The sequence below is a fragment of the Campylobacter taeniopygiae genome, from assembly GCF_005406225.1.
GTDB classification, from domain to species: domain Bacteria; phylum Campylobacterota; class Campylobacteria; order Campylobacterales; family Campylobacteraceae; genus Campylobacter_D; species Campylobacter_D taeniopygiae.
This window is the reverse complement of record NZ_NXLY01000001.1, coordinates 20,969-41,093: the sequence shown is the minus strand read 5'-3', so window position 1 is coordinate 41,093 and position 20,125 is coordinate 20,969. Positions and strand designations below refer to the sequence as shown.

Annotated in this window: 20 protein-coding genes and 1 tRNA gene; all 21 read left to right on the top strand. The window is 29.0% G+C overall.

All coding sequences use genetic code 11. The annotated features are described in order from the left end of the window. The first annotated feature begins 44 nt into the window (after positions 1-44). Positions 45-2,150: an aspartate chemotaxis receptor CcaA gene (gene ccaA, locus CQA75_RS09590; RefSeq protein ID WP_137623057.1), complete on the top strand. Its 2,106-nt coding sequence runs from the start codon at positions 45-47 to the stop codon at positions 2,148-2,150. Positions 2,151-2,226: 76 nt separating this feature from the next. Further along, a complete protein-coding gene (gene yedF, locus CQA75_RS00185) occupies positions 2,227-2,799 on the top strand; it encodes a sulfurtransferase-like selenium metabolism protein YedF (RefSeq protein WP_137623056.1) in 573 nt (190 codons plus the stop codon). 8 nt (positions 2,800-2,807) lie between these two features. Further along, positions 2,808-3,830, top strand: a complete 1,023-nt coding sequence (selD, locus tag CQA75_RS00180) for a selenide, water dikinase SelD (RefSeq protein ID WP_137623055.1) — start codon at positions 2,808-2,810, stop codon at positions 3,828-3,830. A gap of 40 nt (positions 3,831-3,870) precedes the next feature. Then, positions 3,871-5,340, top strand: a complete 1,470-nt coding sequence (putP, locus tag CQA75_RS00175; protein ID WP_171000056.1) for a sodium/proline symporter PutP — start codon at positions 3,871-3,873, stop codon at positions 5,338-5,340. 52 nt (positions 5,341-5,392) lie between these two features. Beyond that, a tRNA-Sec gene (locus CQA75_RS00170) sits at positions 5,393-5,487 on the top strand. 26 nt (positions 5,488-5,513) lie between these two features. After that, the gene (locus CQA75_RS00165) at positions 5,514-6,764 is read left to right on the top strand and encodes an adenylosuccinate synthase (RefSeq protein ID WP_137623053.1); all 1,251 of its coding nucleotides are present in this window, start codon (positions 5,514-5,516) and stop codon (positions 6,762-6,764) included. Next, a complete protein-coding gene (locus CQA75_RS00160; protein ID WP_137623052.1) occupies positions 6,761-7,189 on the top strand; it encodes a flagellar export protein FliJ in 429 nt (142 codons plus the stop codon). The genes CQA75_RS00165 and CQA75_RS00160 overlap by 4 nt, the downstream gene beginning before the upstream one ends. Beyond that, the gene (locus CQA75_RS00155; protein ID WP_137623051.1) at positions 7,182-7,700 is read left to right on the top strand and encodes a MotE family protein; all 519 of its coding nucleotides are present in this window, start codon (positions 7,182-7,184) and stop codon (positions 7,698-7,700) included. The genes CQA75_RS00160 and CQA75_RS00155 overlap by 8 nt, the downstream gene beginning before the upstream one ends. Before the next feature lie 57 nt (positions 7,701-7,757). After that, entirely contained in the window at positions 7,758-8,309 is a 552-nt protein-coding gene (locus tag CQA75_RS00150; protein ID WP_137623050.1) for a DUF507 family protein, read from the top strand. 3 nt (positions 8,310-8,312) lie between these two features. Continuing rightward, a complete protein-coding gene (gene carA, locus CQA75_RS00145) occupies positions 8,313-9,431 on the top strand; it encodes a glutamine-hydrolyzing carbamoyl-phosphate synthase small subunit (RefSeq protein ID WP_137623049.1) in 1,119 nt (372 codons plus the stop codon). After that, a complete protein-coding gene (locus tag CQA75_RS00140; RefSeq protein ID WP_246023714.1) occupies positions 9,428-10,099 on the top strand; it encodes a sulfite exporter TauE/SafE family protein in 672 nt (223 codons plus the stop codon). Before carA ends, CQA75_RS00140 begins: the two co-directional genes overlap by 4 nt. A gap of 188 nt (positions 10,100-10,287) precedes the next feature. Then, positions 10,288-11,754 (top strand): cytochrome-c oxidase, cbb3-type subunit I, encoded by a 1,467-nt coding sequence (gene ccoN, locus CQA75_RS00135; RefSeq protein ID WP_137623048.1) that lies wholly within the window; start codon positions 10,288-10,290, stop codon positions 11,752-11,754. A 12-nt stretch (positions 11,755-11,766) separates the two neighbouring features. Continuing rightward, entirely contained in the window at positions 11,767-12,432 is a 666-nt protein-coding gene (ccoO, locus tag CQA75_RS00130; protein WP_137623047.1) for a cytochrome-c oxidase, cbb3-type subunit II, read from the top strand. 4 nt (positions 12,433-12,436) lie between these two features. Beyond that, on the top strand, positions 12,437-12,700 hold the full coding sequence (locus CQA75_RS00125; protein WP_137623046.1) for a cytochrome c oxidase, cbb3-type, CcoQ subunit: 264 nt from the start codon (positions 12,437-12,439) through the stop codon (positions 12,698-12,700). Beyond that, positions 12,700-13,566, top strand: a complete 867-nt coding sequence (gene ccoP, locus CQA75_RS00120) for a cytochrome-c oxidase, cbb3-type subunit III (RefSeq protein WP_137623045.1) — start codon at positions 12,700-12,702, stop codon at positions 13,564-13,566. Before CQA75_RS00125 ends, ccoP begins: the two co-directional genes overlap by 1 nt. Continuing rightward, positions 13,563-13,784, top strand: a complete 222-nt coding sequence (locus CQA75_RS00115) for a DUF4006 family protein (RefSeq protein WP_137623044.1) — start codon at positions 13,563-13,565, stop codon at positions 13,782-13,784. Before ccoP ends, CQA75_RS00115 begins: the two co-directional genes overlap by 4 nt. Further along, entirely contained in the window at positions 13,781-13,882 is a 102-nt protein-coding gene (locus CQA75_RS00110) for a hypothetical protein (protein ID WP_137623043.1), read from the top strand. The genes CQA75_RS00115 and CQA75_RS00110 overlap by 4 nt, the downstream gene beginning before the upstream one ends. After that, positions 13,879-14,469: a hypothetical protein gene (locus tag CQA75_RS00105; RefSeq protein ID WP_137623042.1), complete on the top strand. Its 591-nt coding sequence runs from the start codon at positions 13,879-13,881 to the stop codon at positions 14,467-14,469. The genes CQA75_RS00110 and CQA75_RS00105 overlap by 4 nt, the downstream gene beginning before the upstream one ends. After that, positions 14,462-14,983: a FixH family protein gene (locus CQA75_RS00100; protein WP_137623041.1), complete on the top strand. Its 522-nt coding sequence runs from the start codon at positions 14,462-14,464 to the stop codon at positions 14,981-14,983. The genes CQA75_RS00105 and CQA75_RS00100 overlap by 8 nt, the downstream gene beginning before the upstream one ends. Then, on the top strand, positions 14,980-17,343 hold the full coding sequence (locus CQA75_RS00095; protein WP_137623040.1) for a PD-(D/E)XK nuclease family protein: 2,364 nt from the start codon (positions 14,980-14,982) through the stop codon (positions 17,341-17,343). Before CQA75_RS00100 ends, CQA75_RS00095 begins: the two co-directional genes overlap by 4 nt. After that, on the top strand, positions 17,340-20,105 hold the full coding sequence (locus tag CQA75_RS00090) for a RecB-like helicase (RefSeq protein ID WP_137623039.1): 2,766 nt from the start codon (positions 17,340-17,342) through the stop codon (positions 20,103-20,105). Before CQA75_RS00095 ends, CQA75_RS00090 begins: the two co-directional genes overlap by 4 nt. The last annotated feature ends 20 nt before the right edge of the window (positions 20,106-20,125 follow it).

The window sequence follows — 20,125 nt, the reverse complement described above, 5'->3', positions numbered from 1 at the left end:
ATAATTTTGATTATTTTTAAATGTATTAAGAGGTTATAAATCAAATGTTTAAGTCTTTAAATATTGCTTCAAAACTTATTTTATCGGTTGCAATTGTTGTAATATTGGGTTTGGTATTTTTAATTTTTTTAATTACAGATCAAGTGAGTCAAAATATCGCTAAAAACACCGAAAGTATTATTTCTGCAACTTCTAAAGAGTATGCCACTCATACTCAAGGTATCTTTAATGAAATGATAGCTTTAAATAAAAGTGAAGCTTATACATTAACAGATATGTTTAAATCAACTGATAAAGATGATTGGGATATTGATAGTATCACAAACGTTCTTATCAATCTTTTTGATAATAGTGCTTATGCAAGTTATACTTATCTTTATTTGTTAGATCCACCAGCATACTTTAAAGATGAGAGTAAATTTTTTAATACCAAAAATGGTAATTTTGTTATTTTATATACAGATGAAGATATTAAAAAACGTGGTGGAATTGAAGTTTTACAATCTGTAGATGATATTGTAAATTTTTCCGTGGTGCAAGATATTATAAAAAATGCTAAATACGGAGAAGATCAAATTTATATCGGTCAAGCTATAAAAATGAATTTAAGCGGTAAAGCATTTAATGGTATGAATTTAGCTATGCCAATTTTTGGCAAAAAAAATAAACTTGTGGGCGTTGTAGGTTTAGTTTTGGATTTTGAAAATATCGCAAATTATTTACTCGATAAAAAATCATTTCTTTTCAATGGACAATTAAATGTTTTATTAAATTCTCAAGGTTATATAGCTGTACATCCTAATAAAAATTTAATCCTTCAAAATCTTATGAAGGTTAATAACAGAGGAGAGCAAACAGAAGAAGTTTATAGGGCTTTATCTGAAGGAAAAAATGGAATTTTTAATTACGTTGCTTCAACGAATGATGATTCTTACGCAAGTTTGAGCAGTTTTAAGGCTGGAGATTCTACTTGGAGTATCATGGTAACAGCGCCAAAAGAGTCTATTTTTGCACCTTTAAGAAAACTTCAAATGCTTATTATTGGAGCTTCTGTAGCTTTTGTTCTGGTAGTTTTAGCTGTGGTTTATTACTGCGTTAGAAGAATTGTTGGAATAAGACTTCCAATTATTTTAAAATCTCTAGAATCATTCTTTAAATTTTTAAATTATGAAAAGATAGAGCTTAAGCCTATAGAAATTTACGCTAATGATGAACTCGGTTCTATGGGAAGAATGATAAATGAAAATATTGAAAAAACTCGTGTTTCATTAAAGCAAGATCAAGAAGCGGTTGATGAGTCAGTGCAAACAGTAAAAGAAATCGAAGGAGGAAATTTTAGAACAAGAATTTCCAAAGTTCCTATCAACCCTCAACTTATAGAGCTTAAAAATGTTTTAAATAGAATGCTTGATGTATTGCAAAATAAAATTGGTTCTGATATGAATAAAATCAATAAAGTCTTTGACAGCTATAAGGCGCTTGATTTTAGCATTTCGGTTGATAATGCCCAAGGACAAGTTGAGCTTACAACAAATATCTTAGGTGAAGAAATTAGAAAAATGCTTATAACTTCTTCTCAATTTTCTAAAGAATTGGCCTCTCAATCTGAAGAATTAAAAGCTTCAATGCAAAAATTAACAGAGAGTTCAGATACTCAAGCGCAATCACTTGAACAAAGTGCTACTACTATAGAGCAAATAAGCCATTCTATGCAAAATATTAATGGTAGAACTTTAGAGGTCACAAGTCAAGTTAATGATATTAGAAATATAGCGAGTGTTATTAAAGACATCGCAGAGCAAACTAATCTTTTAGCGCTTAATGCAGCTATAGAAGCTGCACGTGCAGGAGAACATGGACGCGGATTTGCTGTTGTAGCTGATGAAGTAAGACAGCTTGCTGAAAGAACTGGAAAATCGTTGAGTGAAATTGAAGCAAATATTAATATATTAGTGCAAAATATCAATGAAGTTGCAGAGTCCGTAAAAGAGCAAACCCTTGGAATCACTCAAATTAATGATACTATTATGCAACTTGAAGCTGCTACAAAAGAAAACGCTGAAATTGCCAATGCAACCAATCAAATTACAAGCAAGGTTAATCATATTGCTAGTGCTATTTTAGAAGATGTAAATAAAAAGAAATTTTAAAAATTTAAGAGTACTTACAAGATTATCTAAATAAAATTATACTTAGCAATAAGTATAATTTTATTAAGGAAAAATAATGAGAATTGATTGTAAAGATCTTGATTGTCCTAAACCTGTCGTTGAAACAAAAAAAGCTCTTGAAAATCTAAATAATGGAGAGAGCTTAGAAATTATTTTAAATTCTACTATCTCTAAAAATAATGTTTTAAAATTTTTAAACTCTTTAAATTTAAATCCGACTTTTAAAGAACATCAAGATGAAATTATCATTTGTGTTGAAAAAAAAGAAATTGATTTAAATCAAGCCAATCCTAACGAATACAGTGTTTTATTTTTAAAAACCGATAAAGTGGGTTGTGGAGAATTAGGAGAGAATTTATTTGTTGGTTTTTTAGATACTTTAAAAAATATTAAAAATATTCCTGATAAAATTATTTGTGTAAATGAAAGTGTTTTGGTAAATACTGATGAAAATCATAAAGCGCATAAAGCTATGAAAGAATTAGAAAATTTAGGAGTTGAGATTATAAGTTGTGGAGCTTGTTTGGAATTTTTTAGAAAAACTAAAGAATTAAAAATCGGTTCTATCGGAAATGCTTATGAGATCGTTAATGAACTTTTCGGAAAAGCAAAAATCATTACTTTATAGGATAAAATTTGGAGTATAGAAAACAAAATTTAACCCATTTTGTAAAAGCGGCAGGTTGAGCAGCAAAACTAAGCCCGGGTGGCCTTAAAACAATTTTAAATTTTATGCAAAAATCTCCAGCTTTGCTTAGCGATATCGGAAATAATGAAGATGCGAGTGTTTATAAAATCAGTGATGATTTAGCTCTTGTTCAAACTCTTGATTTTATCACTCCTGTAATCGATAGTGCTTATCATTTTGGTGCTATTGCTGCAGCTAATGCCCTTAGTGATGTATTTGCTATGGGAGCTGAAGTAATAAATGCTTTAAATATAGTGGGATTTGATACCAAAAATCATTCTTTAGAGATACTAAAGGAGATGTTAGAGGGTGCCAATGATAAAGTAAATGAATGCAAGGGTTTGATTGTTGGTGGGCATACAATTGAAAGTTCAGAATTATTTTTTGGACTCAGTGTTACTGGAAAAGTTCATCCTGATCGTTTTGTTGCTAATAATCGTGCAAAATTAGGTGATAAAATCATTTTAACTAAGCCTTTAGGAGTTGGAATTTTAAGCACAGCTTTAAAGGCGGATTTTTTAGAAGAAAAACATTTAAATTCTATGGTTAAAAGTATGATGTCTTTAAATTTTAAGGCTAGTCAAATTGCTTTAAAATTTAAAGTCCATGCTATGACCGATATTACAGGATTTGGCTTTTTAGGACATTTAAGAGAAATGTTAAATGATCAAATTAGTTTTGAAGTTTTTAAGGAAAAAATTCCTTACCTAGATGGAACTTTGAAATATTATAATATGGGATTAATTCCGGCTGGAGCGTATAAAAATTTAGAATTTATTCAAGAGATGGATTCTGATTTAAATGAAGAAAATTTATTGCTTTGCGATCCTCAAACTTCAGGAGGACTTTTGATTGCTATAGATGAAAATCAAGCTTTGCAATGTCTTGATGAGTTAAGAAATGAAGGCATAGAGGCAAATATTGTTGCCCAGTGTGTTTTGGCTTCAGAAAAGAAATTTATCTTTGTTTAAATTAGTGTAAAAATTAAGTTTAATATTTTTAAGGAAAAAAATGGAAGTTGTTCATATAAATATGGCCATTATAACAATGTTTTCAGTTTATACTTTTTTAATGCTTTTTATAGGTTTTTATTTTTATAAACAAAATAAAAGTTCTGAAGATTATTTCTTAGGAGGAAGATCTTTAGGGCCTACTCTTTCTGCTTTAAGTGCAGGTGCTTCTGATATGAGTGGTTGGCTTTTGATGGGCTTACCAGGAGCTTTATATATCGGTGGTTTGATCAATTTTTATATTGTGATAGGATTGATTATCGGTGCGACTTTAAATTGGATTTTTATAGCAAAAAGATTAAGAATTTATACAGGCATTGTTGCAAATTCCTTGACGATTCCTGATTATTTAGAAACTCGTTTTGATGATAATAAACATATTTTGCGTGTGATTTGCGCTATTGTTATTTTAGTTTTTTTTACTTTTTATATTTCTTCAGGCCTTGTGAGTGGAGCAAAACTCTTTGAAGGTGTTTTTCAAATTCGTTATGATTATGCTTTAATTGCTGGAACATTGATTATTGTTATTTATACTTTTTTAGGAGGATATAAAGCAGTTTGTTGGACGGATATGATTCAAGGACTTTTGATGCTTGGAGCGCTAATTGTTGTGCCATCGGTTATGCTTTATCATTTAGGAGGCATTTCTAAGGCATTTTCTATTGTAAAAGAAATTAAACCTGAGGCTTTATCTATAAATCATGTGAGTTTTGTAAGTATTATTTCTGCTCTTGCTTGGGGGCTTGGATATTTTGGACAACCTCATATTTTAGTGCGTTTTATGTCAATTAGATCGGTTAAGGATATTCCTATTGCTACCTTTATAGGAATTGTTTGGATGAGTTTGTGTTTATTTAGTGCTTGTTTGATAGGGATTTTAGGTATTGCTTATATCTATAAATTCCAACTTAGCTTGCAAGATCCTGAGAAAATTTTTATACTCATGTCTCAACTTTTATTCAATCCTTGGATTGCAGGAATTTTACTTTCTGCGATTTTAGCTGCTATTATGAGTACAGCAAGTTCGCAACTTTTAGTATCGAGTTCGACTATAGCTGAAGATTTTTATAAAAAAATTTTTAAGAAAAATGCATCCAGCAGGGTGGTTTTAAATTTAGGAAAAATAGGTGTTTTAATTGTAGCCTTGGTTGCTTTTTTTATTTCTATGGATAAAAATTCAAGCGTTTTAAGTATAGTTTCTTATGCTTGGGCTGGTTTTGGTAGTAGTTTTGGTGCGGTTATTATTTTTTCACTTTTTTGGAAAAGAATGACAAAATTTGGCGCTATTGCTGGTATGATTTCAGGTGCTTTAGTAGTGGTATTATGGAAAAATTGCGTTGATTCTAATTTATATGAAATGATACCTGGTTTTTTAACAGCTTCTTTGGTTATTATTTTTGGGAGTTTATTGACTAAGGTAAGCTCTGGTTCAAAAATGGCTTATGAGAAAATGCTTAATGAAATTCCTTAATCTTAATTTTATTTTATTTTTCAATAAAAGTCGCTATAATTAAAAGTTTTTTGGAAGATTAGCGTATCTGGTGATCGCCACTGACTTCAAATCAGATGAAAGGGTAGCTGGCTATTCTTTGGGGAGTTCGATTCTCTCATCTTCTCGCCGTTTAAAGATTGAAGGAATAGGTCATGAGTAAAGCAGATATTGTTGTTGGTATCCAATGGGGCGATGAAGGCAAAGGTAAGATAGTTGATAAATTATGTGAAAATTATGATTTTGTTTGCAGGAGTGCAGGTGGACATAATGCAGGGCATACCATTTGGGTTCAAGGTGTAAGATATGCACTTCATTTAATGCCAAGCGGTGTTTTAAATACAAAGTGCATCAATATTATAGGTAATGGTGTTGTCGTTTCTCCTGAAGTTTTAATTGCAGAAATGGCACAATTTGAAAATTTAAAGGGCAGATTATATATTAGCGATAGAGCACATCTTAATTTAAAGCATCATTCTTTGATAGATATTGCAAAAGAAAAACTCAAAGGCAAGGATGCTATAGGAACAACAGGAAAGGGAATAGGCCCTTCTTATGCAGATAAAATCAATCGCACAGGACATAGAGTCGGAGAGCTTTTAGATCCCCAAAGACTTCATAATGCTTTAATGAAAGATTTTGAATTAAATAAAAGTTATTTAGAATTTTTGGGTGTTGAAATTCCTGATAGTGATGATTTATTAAATGATCTCAAGAGATTTAGTGAAATTTTAACCCCTTATATTACAGATACAACTAGAATGCTTTGGAAAGCTTTGGATGAGGATAAAAAAGTCCTTTTAGAAGGAGCTCAAGGCTCCATGCTTGATATTGATCATGGAACTTATCCTTATGTGACAAGCTCAAGTACAATTTCAGGTGGTGCTTTAATCGGACTTGGTTTAAACCCTAAAGAAATAGGAAATATTATAGGCATAGTAAAAGCCTATACAACTAGAGTGGGCAATGGGGCTTTTCCTACTGAAGATAAAGGTGAAGATGGAGAAAAAATTGCACGTATTGGAAAAGAAATCGGCGTAAGCACTGGACGTAAAAGACGCTGTGGATGGTTTGATGCTGTAGCAGTAAGATATACGGCAAGATTAAATGGTTTAGATGTTTTATCTTTAATGAAACTTGATGTTTTGGATGGTTTTGAAAAAGTAAAAATTTGCCGTGCTTATGAGTATAATGGAATGGAAATTGATTATATGCCAAGTGATTTAGAAAATGCTAAACCTATTTATGAAGAAATGGATGGTTGGGATAAGGTTTTTGGAATCAGGGATTATGATTTATTGCCAGAAAATGCCAAAAAATATATCGCTAGATTAGAAGAGCTTTGCGGGGTTAAAGTGAAATTTATTTCTACAAGTCCAGAAAGAGAAGATACGATTGTTTTATGAAAAGCAAATATAATTCTGTTGTCAAGGTAAAAAAACAGCAACTTGATAAAGCCGAATCTAATTTAAATCAAGCCAAACAAAGACAGCTTGAAAATGAAAGACTTTTAGAGCTTTCAAGAAAAGAATGTGAAAATTTAAGCGTTTTGCCAAAATCAGGTTCTGTAAATGAATTAAGATCTAATTTATCAATGAGACAAATTAGCAGAGAAGCAATATCTAGAGCTAAAGAAAGAGTAGAGCTTTCTAAAAAAGAAATGATGCATTATCAGTTTTTATATAAAAAAGCTCATTTAGATTATGAAAAAATGAAGGTCTTAGAGGCTGAAGAAATCAAACAGAAGAAAAAAGAACTTGCTAAAATTGAAGAAAAATTTCTCGATGAAATTGCAATCAGCCGCTTTTTTAAAAAGGATAAAAATGACTAAAAAATGTATTTTTTTAATTTTTTGCTTGACTGCACTTTTTGGAGCTGATCAAAATTGTGAAGAATATTTTGAATCTAAAAAGGCACAACTAGAATTACAAACAAAAGAATTTGATGAAGCTAGGCAATCTTTAGAGGCTTATAAGGCTTCTTTTGAAGCTTTACAAAAAGAAAGAATGGATGCTTTAGTAAAAAAAGAAGCAGAAGTGAATGCTACTTTAGCACAAATTCAATCCTTAAAAGATCAAAATGCTAAACTTTTAGAAGAGCAGCAAAAAATTCTAAATTCCATCAATAAAAAAACAGAAGGTAGAGTCAAAGAAATTTATTCTCAGATGAAAGATACGGCTATAGCTGATGTGTTAAGTCAAATGGATGCTGAAGATGCTAGCAAAATCATGTTTTCGCTTGATTCTCGTAAAATTTCAGGAGTTCTTTCTAAAATGGATCCTAAAAAAGCAAGTGAATTAACCTTGTTGTTAAAAAATTTAGATAATAATAAGACTCATTAAATTTGTTTTTTAACATAAATATATTATTATTTTAAATTATAATTTAAAGGTTTGAAAATGCGTATAAAATTACCACATATACCTTACATCACAAATAAAATAGTATTAGATTTAGCCAATTCTTCTTTTGTTGAAATTAAAAGCAGTATGGAAGAACTTAATCCTTGTGTTGCAAAGATTTTAGAAAATGATGTCTTAAGTGAAAGAAAACTAGATGAAAAAACTAAAGAACTTTTAGAAGAACAAGAAGATGAAATGGAGCTTATGCAAGTTGATAGAAAAAATATGTTTTGGCTTGTGAAGAAAAAACTTGCACCTCAATTTGATGTTATTTTAAATTTAGAAGATCGCCATAATCGTTTGGCACATAGGATTTTAGAAGAGCTCATAGAAAATGATTTTATTAATTTTATCGTGAGTGAAAATAGAGTAAAAAATTTAATTTTTTCTAGCATTGATAATTATCTTAAAATTTATGAAAATCTAGAAGATGAAGTGTATGAGAAAATAAGCAATTATAAGACCAAGCCAATTCCAGGTAGCGAAGAATATGAATTAATCTTTGAAAAACTTTATCAAGAAGAACTTAGAAAAAGAGGAATGTTTTAAATTATGAAAGCTTATGTTTATTTAGAAAATGATATTTTTTTAACAGCTAAAGCTTTTGGTAAAAATGGAACTTTTTTTGGGGAGTTAGTTTTCAATACTTCTTTAACTGGATATCAAGAGATCATTTCAGATCCTTCTTATGCGGGACAATTTATCGTTTTTTCTATGCCAGAGATCGGTATAGTGGGAACTAATGATTATGATAATGAAAGCAAAGAAGTTTTTGCTAGTGGTATTTTAATACGAGAATTAAGTTCTACTTTTTCTAATTTCCGTGCTAAACAAAGTTTGGATGAATATTTAAAAAGACATGGAAAAATAGGAATATATGATCTTGATACAAGATTTTTAGTGAAAACAATTCGAGATTTTGGAAATTTAAGAGCTGTTGTATCGACTGAAATTTCAAACAAAGAAGAACTAAAAAGTGCTTTAGAAAAATCAGCAAAAATCGATGAAGTTAATTTTGTTAAAGAAGTCAGCACAAAACAATCTTATGTCCATAAACAAGGTGTTTGGAATCATACAACTCAAAGTTATAATGAAGCTAAAAGAAGTGCAAAAAAAGTTGCTGTTATCGACTATGGAGTTAAGATCAATATCTTAAATGAACTTGTTGAAGCAGGTTTGGAAGTAGAGGTTTATCCTTATAATGTTAAAGCGCAAGAACTTATAGATCTTTATAAAAAAGGTGAAATTCAAGGAATATTTCTTTCTAATGGTCCTGGAGAGCCAAAAATTTTAAAACAAGAAATTGCAGAAATTGAAAAAATGGCTAAAGCAAAAATTCCTATATTAGGAATTTGCCTAGGACACCAGCTTTTAAGCAATGCTTTTGGTTATGAAACTTATAAAATGAAATTTGGTCAGCATGGCGCAAATCATCCTGTTATTAATTTAAATAATAAAAGCGTTGAAATTACAGCACAAAATCATAATTATAATGTTCCTGAAGAGCTTTGTGAAGTTGCTTATATTACCCATCGAAATCTTTTTGGAGATAATGTAGAGGGTGTTAAATATAAAGATTATCCTATTATATCGGTACAGCATCATCCAGAAAGTTCTTCTGGTCCTCATGAGAGTAAATATATTTTTAAAGAATTTATCGATTTGATGTGATTTTGCTAAATATTGATTTTTTTGTTATTTTCAGTGTTGCTTTTTTATCAAGCTTTGGACACTGCTATGCTATGTGCGGAGGTTTTACCTTAGCCTTTATGAGGTTGAATTCTTCACACAAACATTTATTTTTACTAACTTTTTTGTATCAACTATCAAGAATTTTAGCTTATATTTTTTTAGGAATACTTTGTGGGATTTTTGGAAATATTTTAGCGATTAATGCTAAAATTCAAAGTTTTTCATTTTTTATCATCGGTATTTTTATGGTTATTTTAGGCTGTGCTTTAATTTTTAGAGGTAGTCTTTTAGCTTTTTTTGAAAATAATATAATAATTCACTCTTTGTTTAAATTTGTAATGCAAAAATCGATGAAGTTTAAAGGCGTTAAATCTGCATTGATGTTAGGATTTGCAAATGGCTTTGTTCCTTGTGGTTTGGTTTATTTTTTTTTAACAGATGCTCTTAAAAGAGAAAATATTTTAGAAAGTATGCTTATTATGCTTATTTTTGGCATCTCAACACTTCCTGCTATGTTATTTTTTGCTAGATTATCTCAAATTTTAAATGAATTTTTAAAAATGATTTTTAATTATATGGCTTATATTATTATTATTATCTATGGATTGCATATTAGTTATATAGGTTTTATTACTTTTATAAAATAATTTTATTTATATTTTTTAATTTGATTAGTAAATTTTATTTTATTTTTTTAAAACAAAATGCTGAAAATATCGATAAATTCTTAATTTTAAGATGTAATAAATAAAACAAAATTATTTTTTTTAAGAAAAAATGTATAATTAATAGTTTATAATGTTATCAATGAATAAAATTTTAAGGAGAAAAAACTATGCATCCAGGTAATGCATTAAGTTACGACTATACAGTTGCTAAATGTTTTATGTTTGCAACTGTATTGTTTGGTATTATTGGTATGGCCATAGGAACTTTGATAGCTTTTCAAATGGCATATCCTGATTTGAATTATTTGGCAGGAGAGTATGCAACCTTTTCAAGATTAAGACCTCTTCACACCTCAGGGGTTATTTTTGGTTTTATGCTTTCTGGAATTTGGGCCACTTGGTACTATATAGGACAACGTGTTCTTAAGGTAAGCATGGCTGAATCAAAATTTTTAATGGCGGTAGGAAAGCTTCATTTTTGGCTTTATATGTTTACGATGATTGTTGCTGTTATTTCTTTATTTTTAGGAATTACAACTTCTAAAGAATATGCAGAGCTTGAATGGCCTTTAGATATTTTGGTTGTTATTGTTTGGGTATTGTGGGGTATGAGTATTTTTGGTCTTATTGGAATCAGACGTGAAAAAACTCTTTATATCTCTCTTTGGTATTATATAGCAACTTTTTTAGGTATTGCTATGCTTTATCTTTTCAACAATATGGAAGTTCCAACTTATTTTGTTGCCGGTATGGGAAAATGGTGGCATAGTGTATCAATGTATGCGGGAACTAATGATGCTTTAGTTCAATGGTGGTATGGACACAATGCGGTTGCTTTTGTTTTCACTGTTGGTATTATTGCTCAAATTTATTACTTTTTACCAAAAGAAAGCGGTCAGCCAATTTTTTCTTATAAACTTTCTTTATTTGCGTTTTGGGGCTTGATGTTTGTATATCTTTGGGCAGGTGGACACCATTTGATTTATTCAACTGTTCCTGATTGGATGCAAACTATGGGTTCTGTATTTTCAATAGTGCTTATTTTACCTTCTTGGGGATCAGCGATCAATATCATGCTTACAATGAAAGGTGAGTGGAGTCAGCTTAGAGAAAGTCCATTGATTAAATTTATGATTTTAGCATCAACTTTTTATATGTTCTCGACATTGGAAGGACCTATTCTTTCTATAAAATCTGTTAATGCTTTAGCACATTTTACTGATTGGATTCCAGGACATGTTCATGATGGAACTTTAGGTTGGGTAGGCTTTATGACTATGGCCGCACTTTATCATATGACACCTAGATTGTTTAAAAGAGAACTTTATAGCAAATCTTTAATGGAAATTCAATTTTGGATCCAAACTACAGGCGTAGTGCTTTATTTCAGTTCAATGTGGATTGCAGGTATCACACAAGGTATGATGTGGCGTGCAGTTGATAAATACGGTAATCTTCTTTATTCATTTATCGATACAGTTGTGGCTATAATACCTTATTATTGGATTAGAGCTATTGGTGGTTTATTGTACCTTATTGGTTTCTTTATATTTACTTACAATATTTATAAAACAATTGCTTGTGGAAGAGTGCTAGATAAAGAGCCAAAAAGTGCTTCACCTATGGCAGTGTAAAAAGGAGGAAAAATGTTTAGTTGGTTAGAAAAAAATCCATTCTTTTTTGCTGTGGCTGTTTTTGTTGTAATTGCTTATGCTGGTATTGTTGAAGTTTTGCCTAATTTTACTGAAAATGCAAGACCTATTGAAGGAAAAAAACCTTATACTGTTTTACAGCTTGCAGGGCGTCAAATTTATATAAAAGAAAGTTGCAATGCTTGCCATTCTCAGCTTATACGTCCATTTAAATCTGAAACTGATCGTTATGGAATGTATTCAGTTAGTGGCGAATTTGCTTATGATAGACCATTTTTATGGGGTTCAAAAAGAACAGGTCCTGATTTAATGCGTGTAGGAAGTTACAGAACAACTGATTGGCATGAAAATCATATGTGGGAGCCTACTTCGGTAGTTCCACATTCTATTATGCCAGCTTATAAGCATATGTTTAAAAATGATGCTGATATAGAAACAGCTTATGCTGAAGCTTTAACTGTAAAAAAAGTTTTCAATGTACCTTATGATGTACCAGGCGGCGTAAAACTTGGTTCTTGGAAAGATGCTCAAGAAGAAGTAAAAGCGGAAGCGCAAACTATAGTTGATGAGATGAAAAATGAAGAAGTGAAAAAAGCTTTTGCCAAAGGCGAAATTAAAGAAATTGTTGCTTTGATCGCTTATTTAAATAGTTTAAAGTAAGATGATGGAACATTTATTAATTTTATTAGATGTAATTAAAAAATTAACTACTCTTAATTTGAGTGAAATTAATCAACACGAGTGGAGAATTTTCCAAGCTTATGGATTTTTCCTGCTTGTTGTTTTTTTGTCATTGGTTTTGTATTCATATTTGTATCATCTTTATAGAGCGGAGAAAAATGGCGAAAGAAATTATGAAAAATATGCAAACCTTGTTTTAGATGATAGTATCAATGATAGTGTTTTAGAAAATAAAAGGAGTGCTTGATGCAATGGTTAAATTTAAAAGATAATACTAATTTATTGTCTTTGATTGGAGCTGTTCTTATTGTTCTAATCACGCTTATAATTGTAAGCAGAATGTTTAGAAAAATGAAAGAAAAAAAAGGTGAAGCTGAGCTTAGTGAACATGAATGGGATGGAATAGGAGAGTATAAAAATCCTATTCCTTTAGGCTGGGCTATTGTCTTTTGTCTTACTATTGTTTGGGCAATTTGGTATTTCTTGTGGGGATATCCTTTGAAATCTTTTTCAAGTATAGGTCAATACAATGAAGAAGTGCAAGCCTATAATTCTAAATTTGAGAAAAAATTTAAAAATTTATCTGCTGATGATAAAAAAGATATGGGCGAAAATATTTTTTTAGTTCAATGTTCTGCTTGTCATGGCATTACTGCTGATGGAATCAATGGTAAAGCTCAAAATTTAAATATTTGGGGTAGCGAAGAAGGAATTATTAATACAATTGTACATGGTTCTAAAGGGATGAATTATGAAGGCGGAGAAATGCCAGATGCATCTGTTTTAGGCATAGCAAAAGAAGACATTCCAGCAGTTGCTGCTTATGTTGCACAAGAAATCTCAGCGATTAAAAAAACTAAAAATGAAAAGTTAGTAGCTAGAGGAAAAGAAGTTTATGAAACTTGTGCTGCTTGTCATGGAGCTGATGGAAAAGGAGGAGAGGGTGGAATGTTTCCTGATCTTACAAAATATGGTTCAGCAGAATTTGTAGTCGATGTTTTAAATAGAGGTAAAAAAGGTTTTATAGGAACTATGCCAGCATTTTCTACTTTAAATAACGTGCAAAAAGAAGCTGTTGGCGAGTATGTAATTTCTCTTTCAAGGGGTAAATAATGGAAAACACAAATAGATGCGTATTTTCTTTTTCAGGTATTACAGGAATGCTTATTGCAACTGTGTTATTGATTGCTATTTTAGTAGTGCTAACTATTTTTGGAATTAAAGCTCAACGAGAAGTGATGCAAAAACCTTATAGTCTTAAAGATATTCAAAGTGTAAAAATGTTAGGTTCAAAAGAGCAAGATCATAGAATTATAAAGGATGCACAATGAGTAAAGCATTAGAGTATTTAATTGTTATTGGACTTATCACTACTGCGGTAATTACTGCTTGGTCGGTATTAACTGCTAATCACTTGCACATAGGATGAAAAAAATATTACGAGATAGCTTATTTTTAGCTATCTTTTTATTTTTTCCTTTGAGGGTTTTTGCTCTTGATTATGTGGTTTTTAATGAAGGCGTATTGAGTCCAAAAGTTGTTCAAGAAATTAATTTAATAGGCAAAGAACTTGAAGAAAAGAGTCAAATTTTTGCAGGAGTAGCTATAGGCGATAATATGGATTTTGAAACTTTGTTTAATATGCAAAAAACACTGCCAAAGTCTTACATTCTTCTCATTTTATCTAAAAAATCGCATAGAGTTGATATAGTTGGTTCTAAGGGTGTTCTTAATTTGATTGATAAAGAAGCTATATTAAGTCCTTATCCAGGAACAGGTTCGATTTTGCCAATTTTAGCAACACAAAAAGGCGATATTTATAATGCTGCTATTTTAAATGGCTATGCTGATATAGTCGATCGCATAACCCAAGCTAGAGGGATTACATTAAATTCTTCTATAGGTAATACAAATCGTGATACAATAAATATTTTAAGAATTTTAATCTACGGTTTTGTTTGTTTTGCATTACTTTATTATACACAAAGAAGAATGAAGAGGAAAAGAAATGGATAAGAAAAAAACTTTTTGGCCTTATGGTTTATTGATTGCTTTTTTATTGATTATAGGGGCTTCTGTTGCAACCGTTGTCATTTCAAGCGATTATCCTGTATATGAAGATGATTTTTATTTTGATTCTTATCAAAATGTAGAAAATAACTATAATGAAATTCAAAAGCAGCAAGAAAATTTTAATAAACTTTTTAAGGTTGATTTTGAAAATAAAAATTTACAATTGCTAGGTGCTAGGAAAATTCCTGTTTATAATATTGATTCTAATTCTTATGTAGCTAATTTCAAAATAGAATCTTTAGGAAAAGCAGATATTCAAAATTTAAAGTATGAAATTTTACTTACTAGACCTCATACAAAAAAAGATGATCAAAAATTACAAGGACAAATAAAACAAGGAATTTTAAGTATCACCTTTCCTTCTAAAATCGAAGAAGGTAGATGGCAATTAAAATTTAAGCTGATTGCAAATCCTCAAACAATAGGCTTTTTTAGCTATGAATTATATGCTAAATGAAGCTTAGAATATTTGGTTCTACAAGGAAGATCAAAGAATATTACGATCAAAGCAAAGCTTTAAATGCTTTGCTTGATAATGCTATAAGCATACAAGATTTTCTAGAGAGAGTATGTTTAGTTAATTCTCATAAGGCGAGTTCTTATGAGAGTTTGCTTTTAATGCAAGAAGCGTGTTTAAAAAGTAAAAATTTAGAGAAAGAATTAGGAATTAGTGCTGATTTTTTTACTTTTTTAAAAAATAATGAATATTTATTCTCTTTTTTCAAAGAATTAAGCTTAGAGAAAAAAAGTATTGATGATCTTAAAAATAATGATTATTATGCAAGTTATAATGAACATTTAGAAATTTTAAAAGAAGTATTTGATCATTATCTTGCCTTGCTTAAAAAGAATCATCTTCATGATGATTTATCTTTGGTGAAAGATTATTCGATTAATTTTGATTTTATAGATGAATATGATGTTATTATTTATAATTTAGAGGGTTTTTTAAGTAAATTTGAAGAAGATTTGTTTTTGCAAATTGCTGATTATAAAGAAGTGATTTTATGTTTTAGGGTAAGTCGGTTTAATTATGAGTATTTTTCCAAATTTGATTTTTTAAAAGAAATAGATCTTGAAATAGAATTTTATTATGAAGTAAGTTTAAATGAAGGAAAAATTCTTAAAAAAGAGAAAATTTATACTCAAAACTCACAAGTTAAAGTCAAATCCTTTGAAATTAGAAGTTTGCAATGTGCCTTTGCAATGGATGAAGTTTCTCATTTTTTAAGGGAAGGATTAAAGCCTGAAAATATAGTTATTATAACACCAGATGAAAGTTTTTGTGATCTTTTAAGATTGTTTGATAAAAACAATATGTTTAATTTCGCTAGTGGTATTAATATCAAAGAGAGTTTATTTTATCAAAAACTAAAAATACTTTATGATTCTGCAAATTCTGAATCATTTTATTATCAAAAGCAAGAAGATTATTTTTTAAATGAAGATACAATTTTTGATTATCATAATACTTTTTTGCATTATTTAAATCTTGATTTTGAAAATTTTAAGAGTCAATTTGATCAACAATTTAATTTTGAGCAGTTTGAAAATTTAATAATTCAATTTTTAGAAAATGAAAAACAAGAACTTGTCAGCATTATCCAAAAAGAATTGTATTTTATCAAGGATTTGTTAAAAAATCAGTCTTTGAAATTTAAAGAATTACTCCAGCTTTTTTTTATACACATTTCAAATTTAAATTTAAGTTATGTTGGCGGTGGAAAAATTACTGTTATGGGGCTTTTAGAAAGCAGAGGACTTCATTTTGATGGAGTTGTAATTGTTGATTTTAATGAAGATGTGATTCCTAAAAGAAGTATTAATGAGCTTTTTTTAAATAATGAAATTCGCAAAAAAGCAGGGTTAATCAGCTATGAACGAAGAGAGAATTTGCAAAGATTTTATTATGAAAATTTAATCAAAAACGCTAAAAAAGTAAGCATTTCTTATGTTGAAAATGAAGAGCAGAGAAAATCACGTTTTTTAGATGATCTTGATATAAAATATTTTTATGAAAAACCAAATTCTAAAACTTATTTAGATGCATTAAAGCTTGATTATCAGAGTGCAAGATTAAATTTAGAGCCTATTAAGGCTCCTGTTTTAAAGCATGATCCATTTGAAAAACCTTTATCTTTTACTCGCTTTAACTTACTCCTAAATCAAAAAAGAACTTATTATTATCGTTATATTTTAAATTTAAAGGAAGCTAGAGCCTTAAGTTATGAAAGCAATTTTAAAAATGAGGGTAATTTTATCCATAAGATTTTAGAAATTTACTATAAAGAAAATTCAAAAAATTATTTTGATTGTGGTATTTTTAATAAATTATTACAAAGGGAAAGTTCAAAATATGGCATCGGCGATTTGGAACTCGAAATTTTAAAAATACGATTTGAAAATTTTTACAAAAATGAACAAAAGCATTTTGATGAAGGATATAAGGTTGATAAACTAGAATTGTCTATTTCTAAAGTTTTAAATTTTAAACAAGAATTTATAAAATTAATAGGAGTTATTGATAGAATTGATCATTGTGCGGGTGAAAATTTTATTATCGATTATAAAAGTGGAAAAATTCCTACAGATTCTTATCAGTTGGCTTTTTATCAAGCTCTTTATGATGAGAATGCTCAAGCTTTTTTTTATGATTTAAAACGTATGAAATTTACAAAAGAAAAAGCTAAAAGTTTGATTGATTTGAAGGAAAGTTTAAAAAATTTACTAGATGAAAGTAAAGAAGAAATGGAGTTTGAAAACAAAAAGGATGAATATTGCCCTTATAGGTTGATTTATAAAAAGGAAGTGAAATGACTTTTGAGCCTTTTTTAGCTTTAGAAGCAAGTGCTGGTAGTGGTAAAACCTTTGCTTTAAGTGTTCGTTTTATAGCACTTATTTTAAAAAACGCAAAAATAAATGAAATTTTAGCTTTAACCTTTACTAAAAAAGCTGCTAATGAAATGCAAAAAAGAATCATTGATACTTTTTTAAATTTAGAAAGTGAAGAAAAACAGAGTGAATCTCAAGAATTATGCCGACTTTTAGATGTGGAAAAAAAAGAACTTATAGCTTTAAGAGACGCTAAAAGAAAAGAATTTTTAAGACAAGAGTTAAAAATCAGCACCTTTGATGCTTTTTTTAGCAAGATTGTTAGAGCTTTTGCTTTAAATTTGGGACTTAGTAGCGATTTTAATATTAGCGAAGAAAAACTCGATATCAAGGCTGTTTTTTTAAGGCTTTTAAATAGAGAAGAATTAAAAGATTTAGCTTATTATTTGGTCAATATAGAAGAAAATCAAGATTTTTATAATGAATTAGAAAGATTTTATGAAAACGCTTACCATAAAGATTGTGTAAAAATTCCAAATCCATCAAAAGCAAAAATAAACAAAGCTTACAATGATTTAAGAACGTATTGTTTAAGTTTAACCCATGTTAAAAGATATACAAATTTAATACAAAATTTTAAAAATGAAACTTTGGATTTAAATGAATTTATCAAAACAAGTTTTATGTCAAAATTTGATGAAACGGAATATTTGCAAAAATTAAATGATGAGGATACAAATTTTAAATTAAAAAGAGAAGAATTTATCAATGCTTTAAATGGCTATGCTATTGAGCTTGAGCAATATAAAATTGCTAATTTAATGAATCTTTTAAATTATTATAGTAAGGCAAAAAATTCTATACAAAAAGAAAAAAATGTTTTAAGTTTTAGTGATATTAGTCGAAGAGTTTTTGATTTAATCACAAGTGATTTTAAGGATATGATTTATTTTCGCTTGGATGGATATATTTCTCATTTGCTTATCGATGAGTTTCAAGATACAAGCGTTATACAATATAAGATTTTATATCCTTTAATCGCTGAATTAGTTTCAGGCGAGGGCGTGAAAAAAAATAGAACTTTTTTTTATGTTGGAGATAAAAAACAAAGTATTTATCGTTTTAGAAAAGGCAAGAAAGAGCTTTTTGATTTATTACAGCTTGATTTTAAGCAAATCAAAAAAGATCAACTTAAAGTCAATTATCGTTCTAAAGAAAATTTGGTTTATTTTGTCAATGAAGTGTTTAAAAATAAAATAAAAAATTATACGCCACAGCTTTCTTTGGAGGATAAAAAAGGAGGCTTTGTACGCATTGTTGAAACAAAAGAAACTAAAGCCAAAGATCAGTTTCAAGAAATAAAAGAAAAAGTATTTGAAACTTTGCTAGAGCAAATTTATTTTTTAAAAGATAGAAATATTTCTTTAGATGATATTTGTATTTTATGTTGGAAAAATAATGATGCAGATATGATTTTAGAATTTTTACAAGAACACAAAATTCAAGCATTTACACAAAGCAATATTTTGCTTGAAAATAAAGCTAGTGTGAGGGTTGTTTTAGAATATGCAAAATATTGTATTTTTGGAGATGAGTTTTATTTGCATTTTTTAAAAGAATTTTTAGGATTTGAACCTTTGAGATTAAATCTTGATTTAGCAAGAAGTGCTATAGAAAATTTACTTTATTTGATTAAAAATTTAAGACTTGATCTTAGTGATATTGCTTTAATCCAATTTATAGAATATGCTAGAGAAAAAGAGGATTTTTTAAAACTTTTATTTGAACCTTGTCCTTTAAAAATTATCAATGAACAAAATATGGGGATAAGCATTATGACTGTGCATAAATCCAAAGGTTTGGAATTTAAGCACGTTATTTTGATAGACAGTCTTTCAAAAAATAATACAAATAGCGATAATATCATGCTAGAATATGATATCAATCAAGGTTGGCAACTTCATATAAGAGATAATATACGCAAATTAACTAAAGAGCATAATTATCAAGCTTTTATAGACAATATAACCAAGGCTGATTATGAAGACGATATGAATAAGCTTTATGTGGCTTTTACCAGAGCTAGAGATTCTTTGATTGTTATTAAAAGAAATAGTGAATTTAAGCATGGGAGTTATCCTAGTTATTTAAATTCAATGCTTGAAATCAATGAGCAAGAAATTGGAACATTAGAATTTCAAAATTTATATGAGCAAAAAGAGGAAATTTTGCCTCCTGATTTGAAAGAATTTGAAAAGGTTGGTTTGCAAGAAATTGATCATGATGAAAAATTAGATTCTAAAGAAATTTATTTTGGAAACGCTTTTCATTTTTTTATGCAAAATTTAAAACTGCCATATGGAGAAAATATCGAATTAGCTTATCAAAACACTAAGAGTAAATTTAGGTATTTTTTGGATGATGAAGAATTTGAAACATTGCTTATAAGAATTAAAAATTTACTCAATAGTAAAGAATTTCAAAACCTCCTTGAAAATAAAAAACTTTTCAAAGAACAAACATTGAGTTTTCAAGGAGAAATCAAGCGACTAGATTTGCTTGCTTTAGATGATAAGGAAGCGATAATTATAGATTATAAAACAAGCCTTGCAATGGAGGATAAACACAAAGAGCAAATTTTTGAATATAAACTTGCCGTGGATGAAATCTTGAAAAAAAATTCAAGAGCTTTTGTTGTTTATTGTTTAAAAGATAAAATCTTAATTAAAGAGTTTGCTAAAAACTAAAATATCCATATTTTAAAATT

Bases quoted from the DNA above. Each gene is read 5' to 3' on its own strand.
- CQA75_RS00095 (WP_137623040.1), top strand. From the start codon at position 14,980: ATGAAGCTTAGAATATTTGGTTCTACAAGGAAGATCAAAGAATATTAC.
- ccoP (WP_137623045.1), top strand. From the start codon at position 12,700: ATGCAATGGTTAAATTTAAAAGATAATACTAATTTATTGTCTTTGATT.
- CQA75_RS00160 (WP_137623052.1), top strand. From the start codon at position 6,761: ATGAAAAGCAAATATAATTCTGTTGTCAAGGTAAAAAAACAGCAACTT.
- putP (WP_171000056.1), top strand. From the start codon at position 3,871: ATGGAAGTTGTTCATATAAATATGGCCATTATAACAATGTTTTCAGTT.
- ccoO (WP_137623047.1), top strand. From the start codon at position 11,767: ATGTTTAGTTGGTTAGAAAAAAATCCATTCTTTTTTGCTGTGGCTGTT.
- CQA75_RS00090 (WP_137623039.1), top strand. From the start codon at position 17,340: ATGACTTTTGAGCCTTTTTTAGCTTTAGAAGCAAGTGCTGGTAGTGGT.
- CQA75_RS00105 (WP_137623042.1), top strand. From the start codon at position 13,879: ATGAAAAAAATATTACGAGATAGCTTATTTTTAGCTATCTTTTTATTT.
- CQA75_RS00155 (WP_137623051.1), top strand. From the start codon at position 7,182: ATGACTAAAAAATGTATTTTTTTAATTTTTTGCTTGACTGCACTTTTT.
- CQA75_RS00150 (WP_137623050.1), top strand. From the start codon at position 7,758: ATGCGTATAAAATTACCACATATACCTTACATCACAAATAAAATAGTA.
- CQA75_RS00100 (WP_137623041.1), top strand. From the start codon at position 14,462: ATGGATAAGAAAAAAACTTTTTGGCCTTATGGTTTATTGATTGCTTTT.
- CQA75_RS00110 (WP_137623043.1), top strand. From the start codon at position 13,781: ATGAGTAAAGCATTAGAGTATTTAATTGTTATTGGACTTATCACTACT.
- CQA75_RS00125 (WP_137623046.1), top strand. From the start codon at position 12,437: ATGGAACATTTATTAATTTTATTAGATGTAATTAAAAAATTAACTACT.
- yedF (WP_137623056.1), top strand. From the start codon at position 2,227: ATGAGAATTGATTGTAAAGATCTTGATTGTCCTAAACCTGTCGTTGAA.
- carA (WP_137623049.1), top strand. From the start codon at position 8,313: ATGAAAGCTTATGTTTATTTAGAAAATGATATTTTTTTAACAGCTAAA.
- CQA75_RS00165 (WP_137623053.1), top strand. From the start codon at position 5,514: ATGAGTAAAGCAGATATTGTTGTTGGTATCCAATGGGGCGATGAAGGC.
- ccoN (WP_137623048.1), top strand. From the start codon at position 10,288: ATGCATCCAGGTAATGCATTAAGTTACGACTATACAGTTGCTAAATGT.
- ccaA (WP_137623057.1), top strand. From the start codon at position 45: ATGTTTAAGTCTTTAAATATTGCTTCAAAACTTATTTTATCGGTTGCA.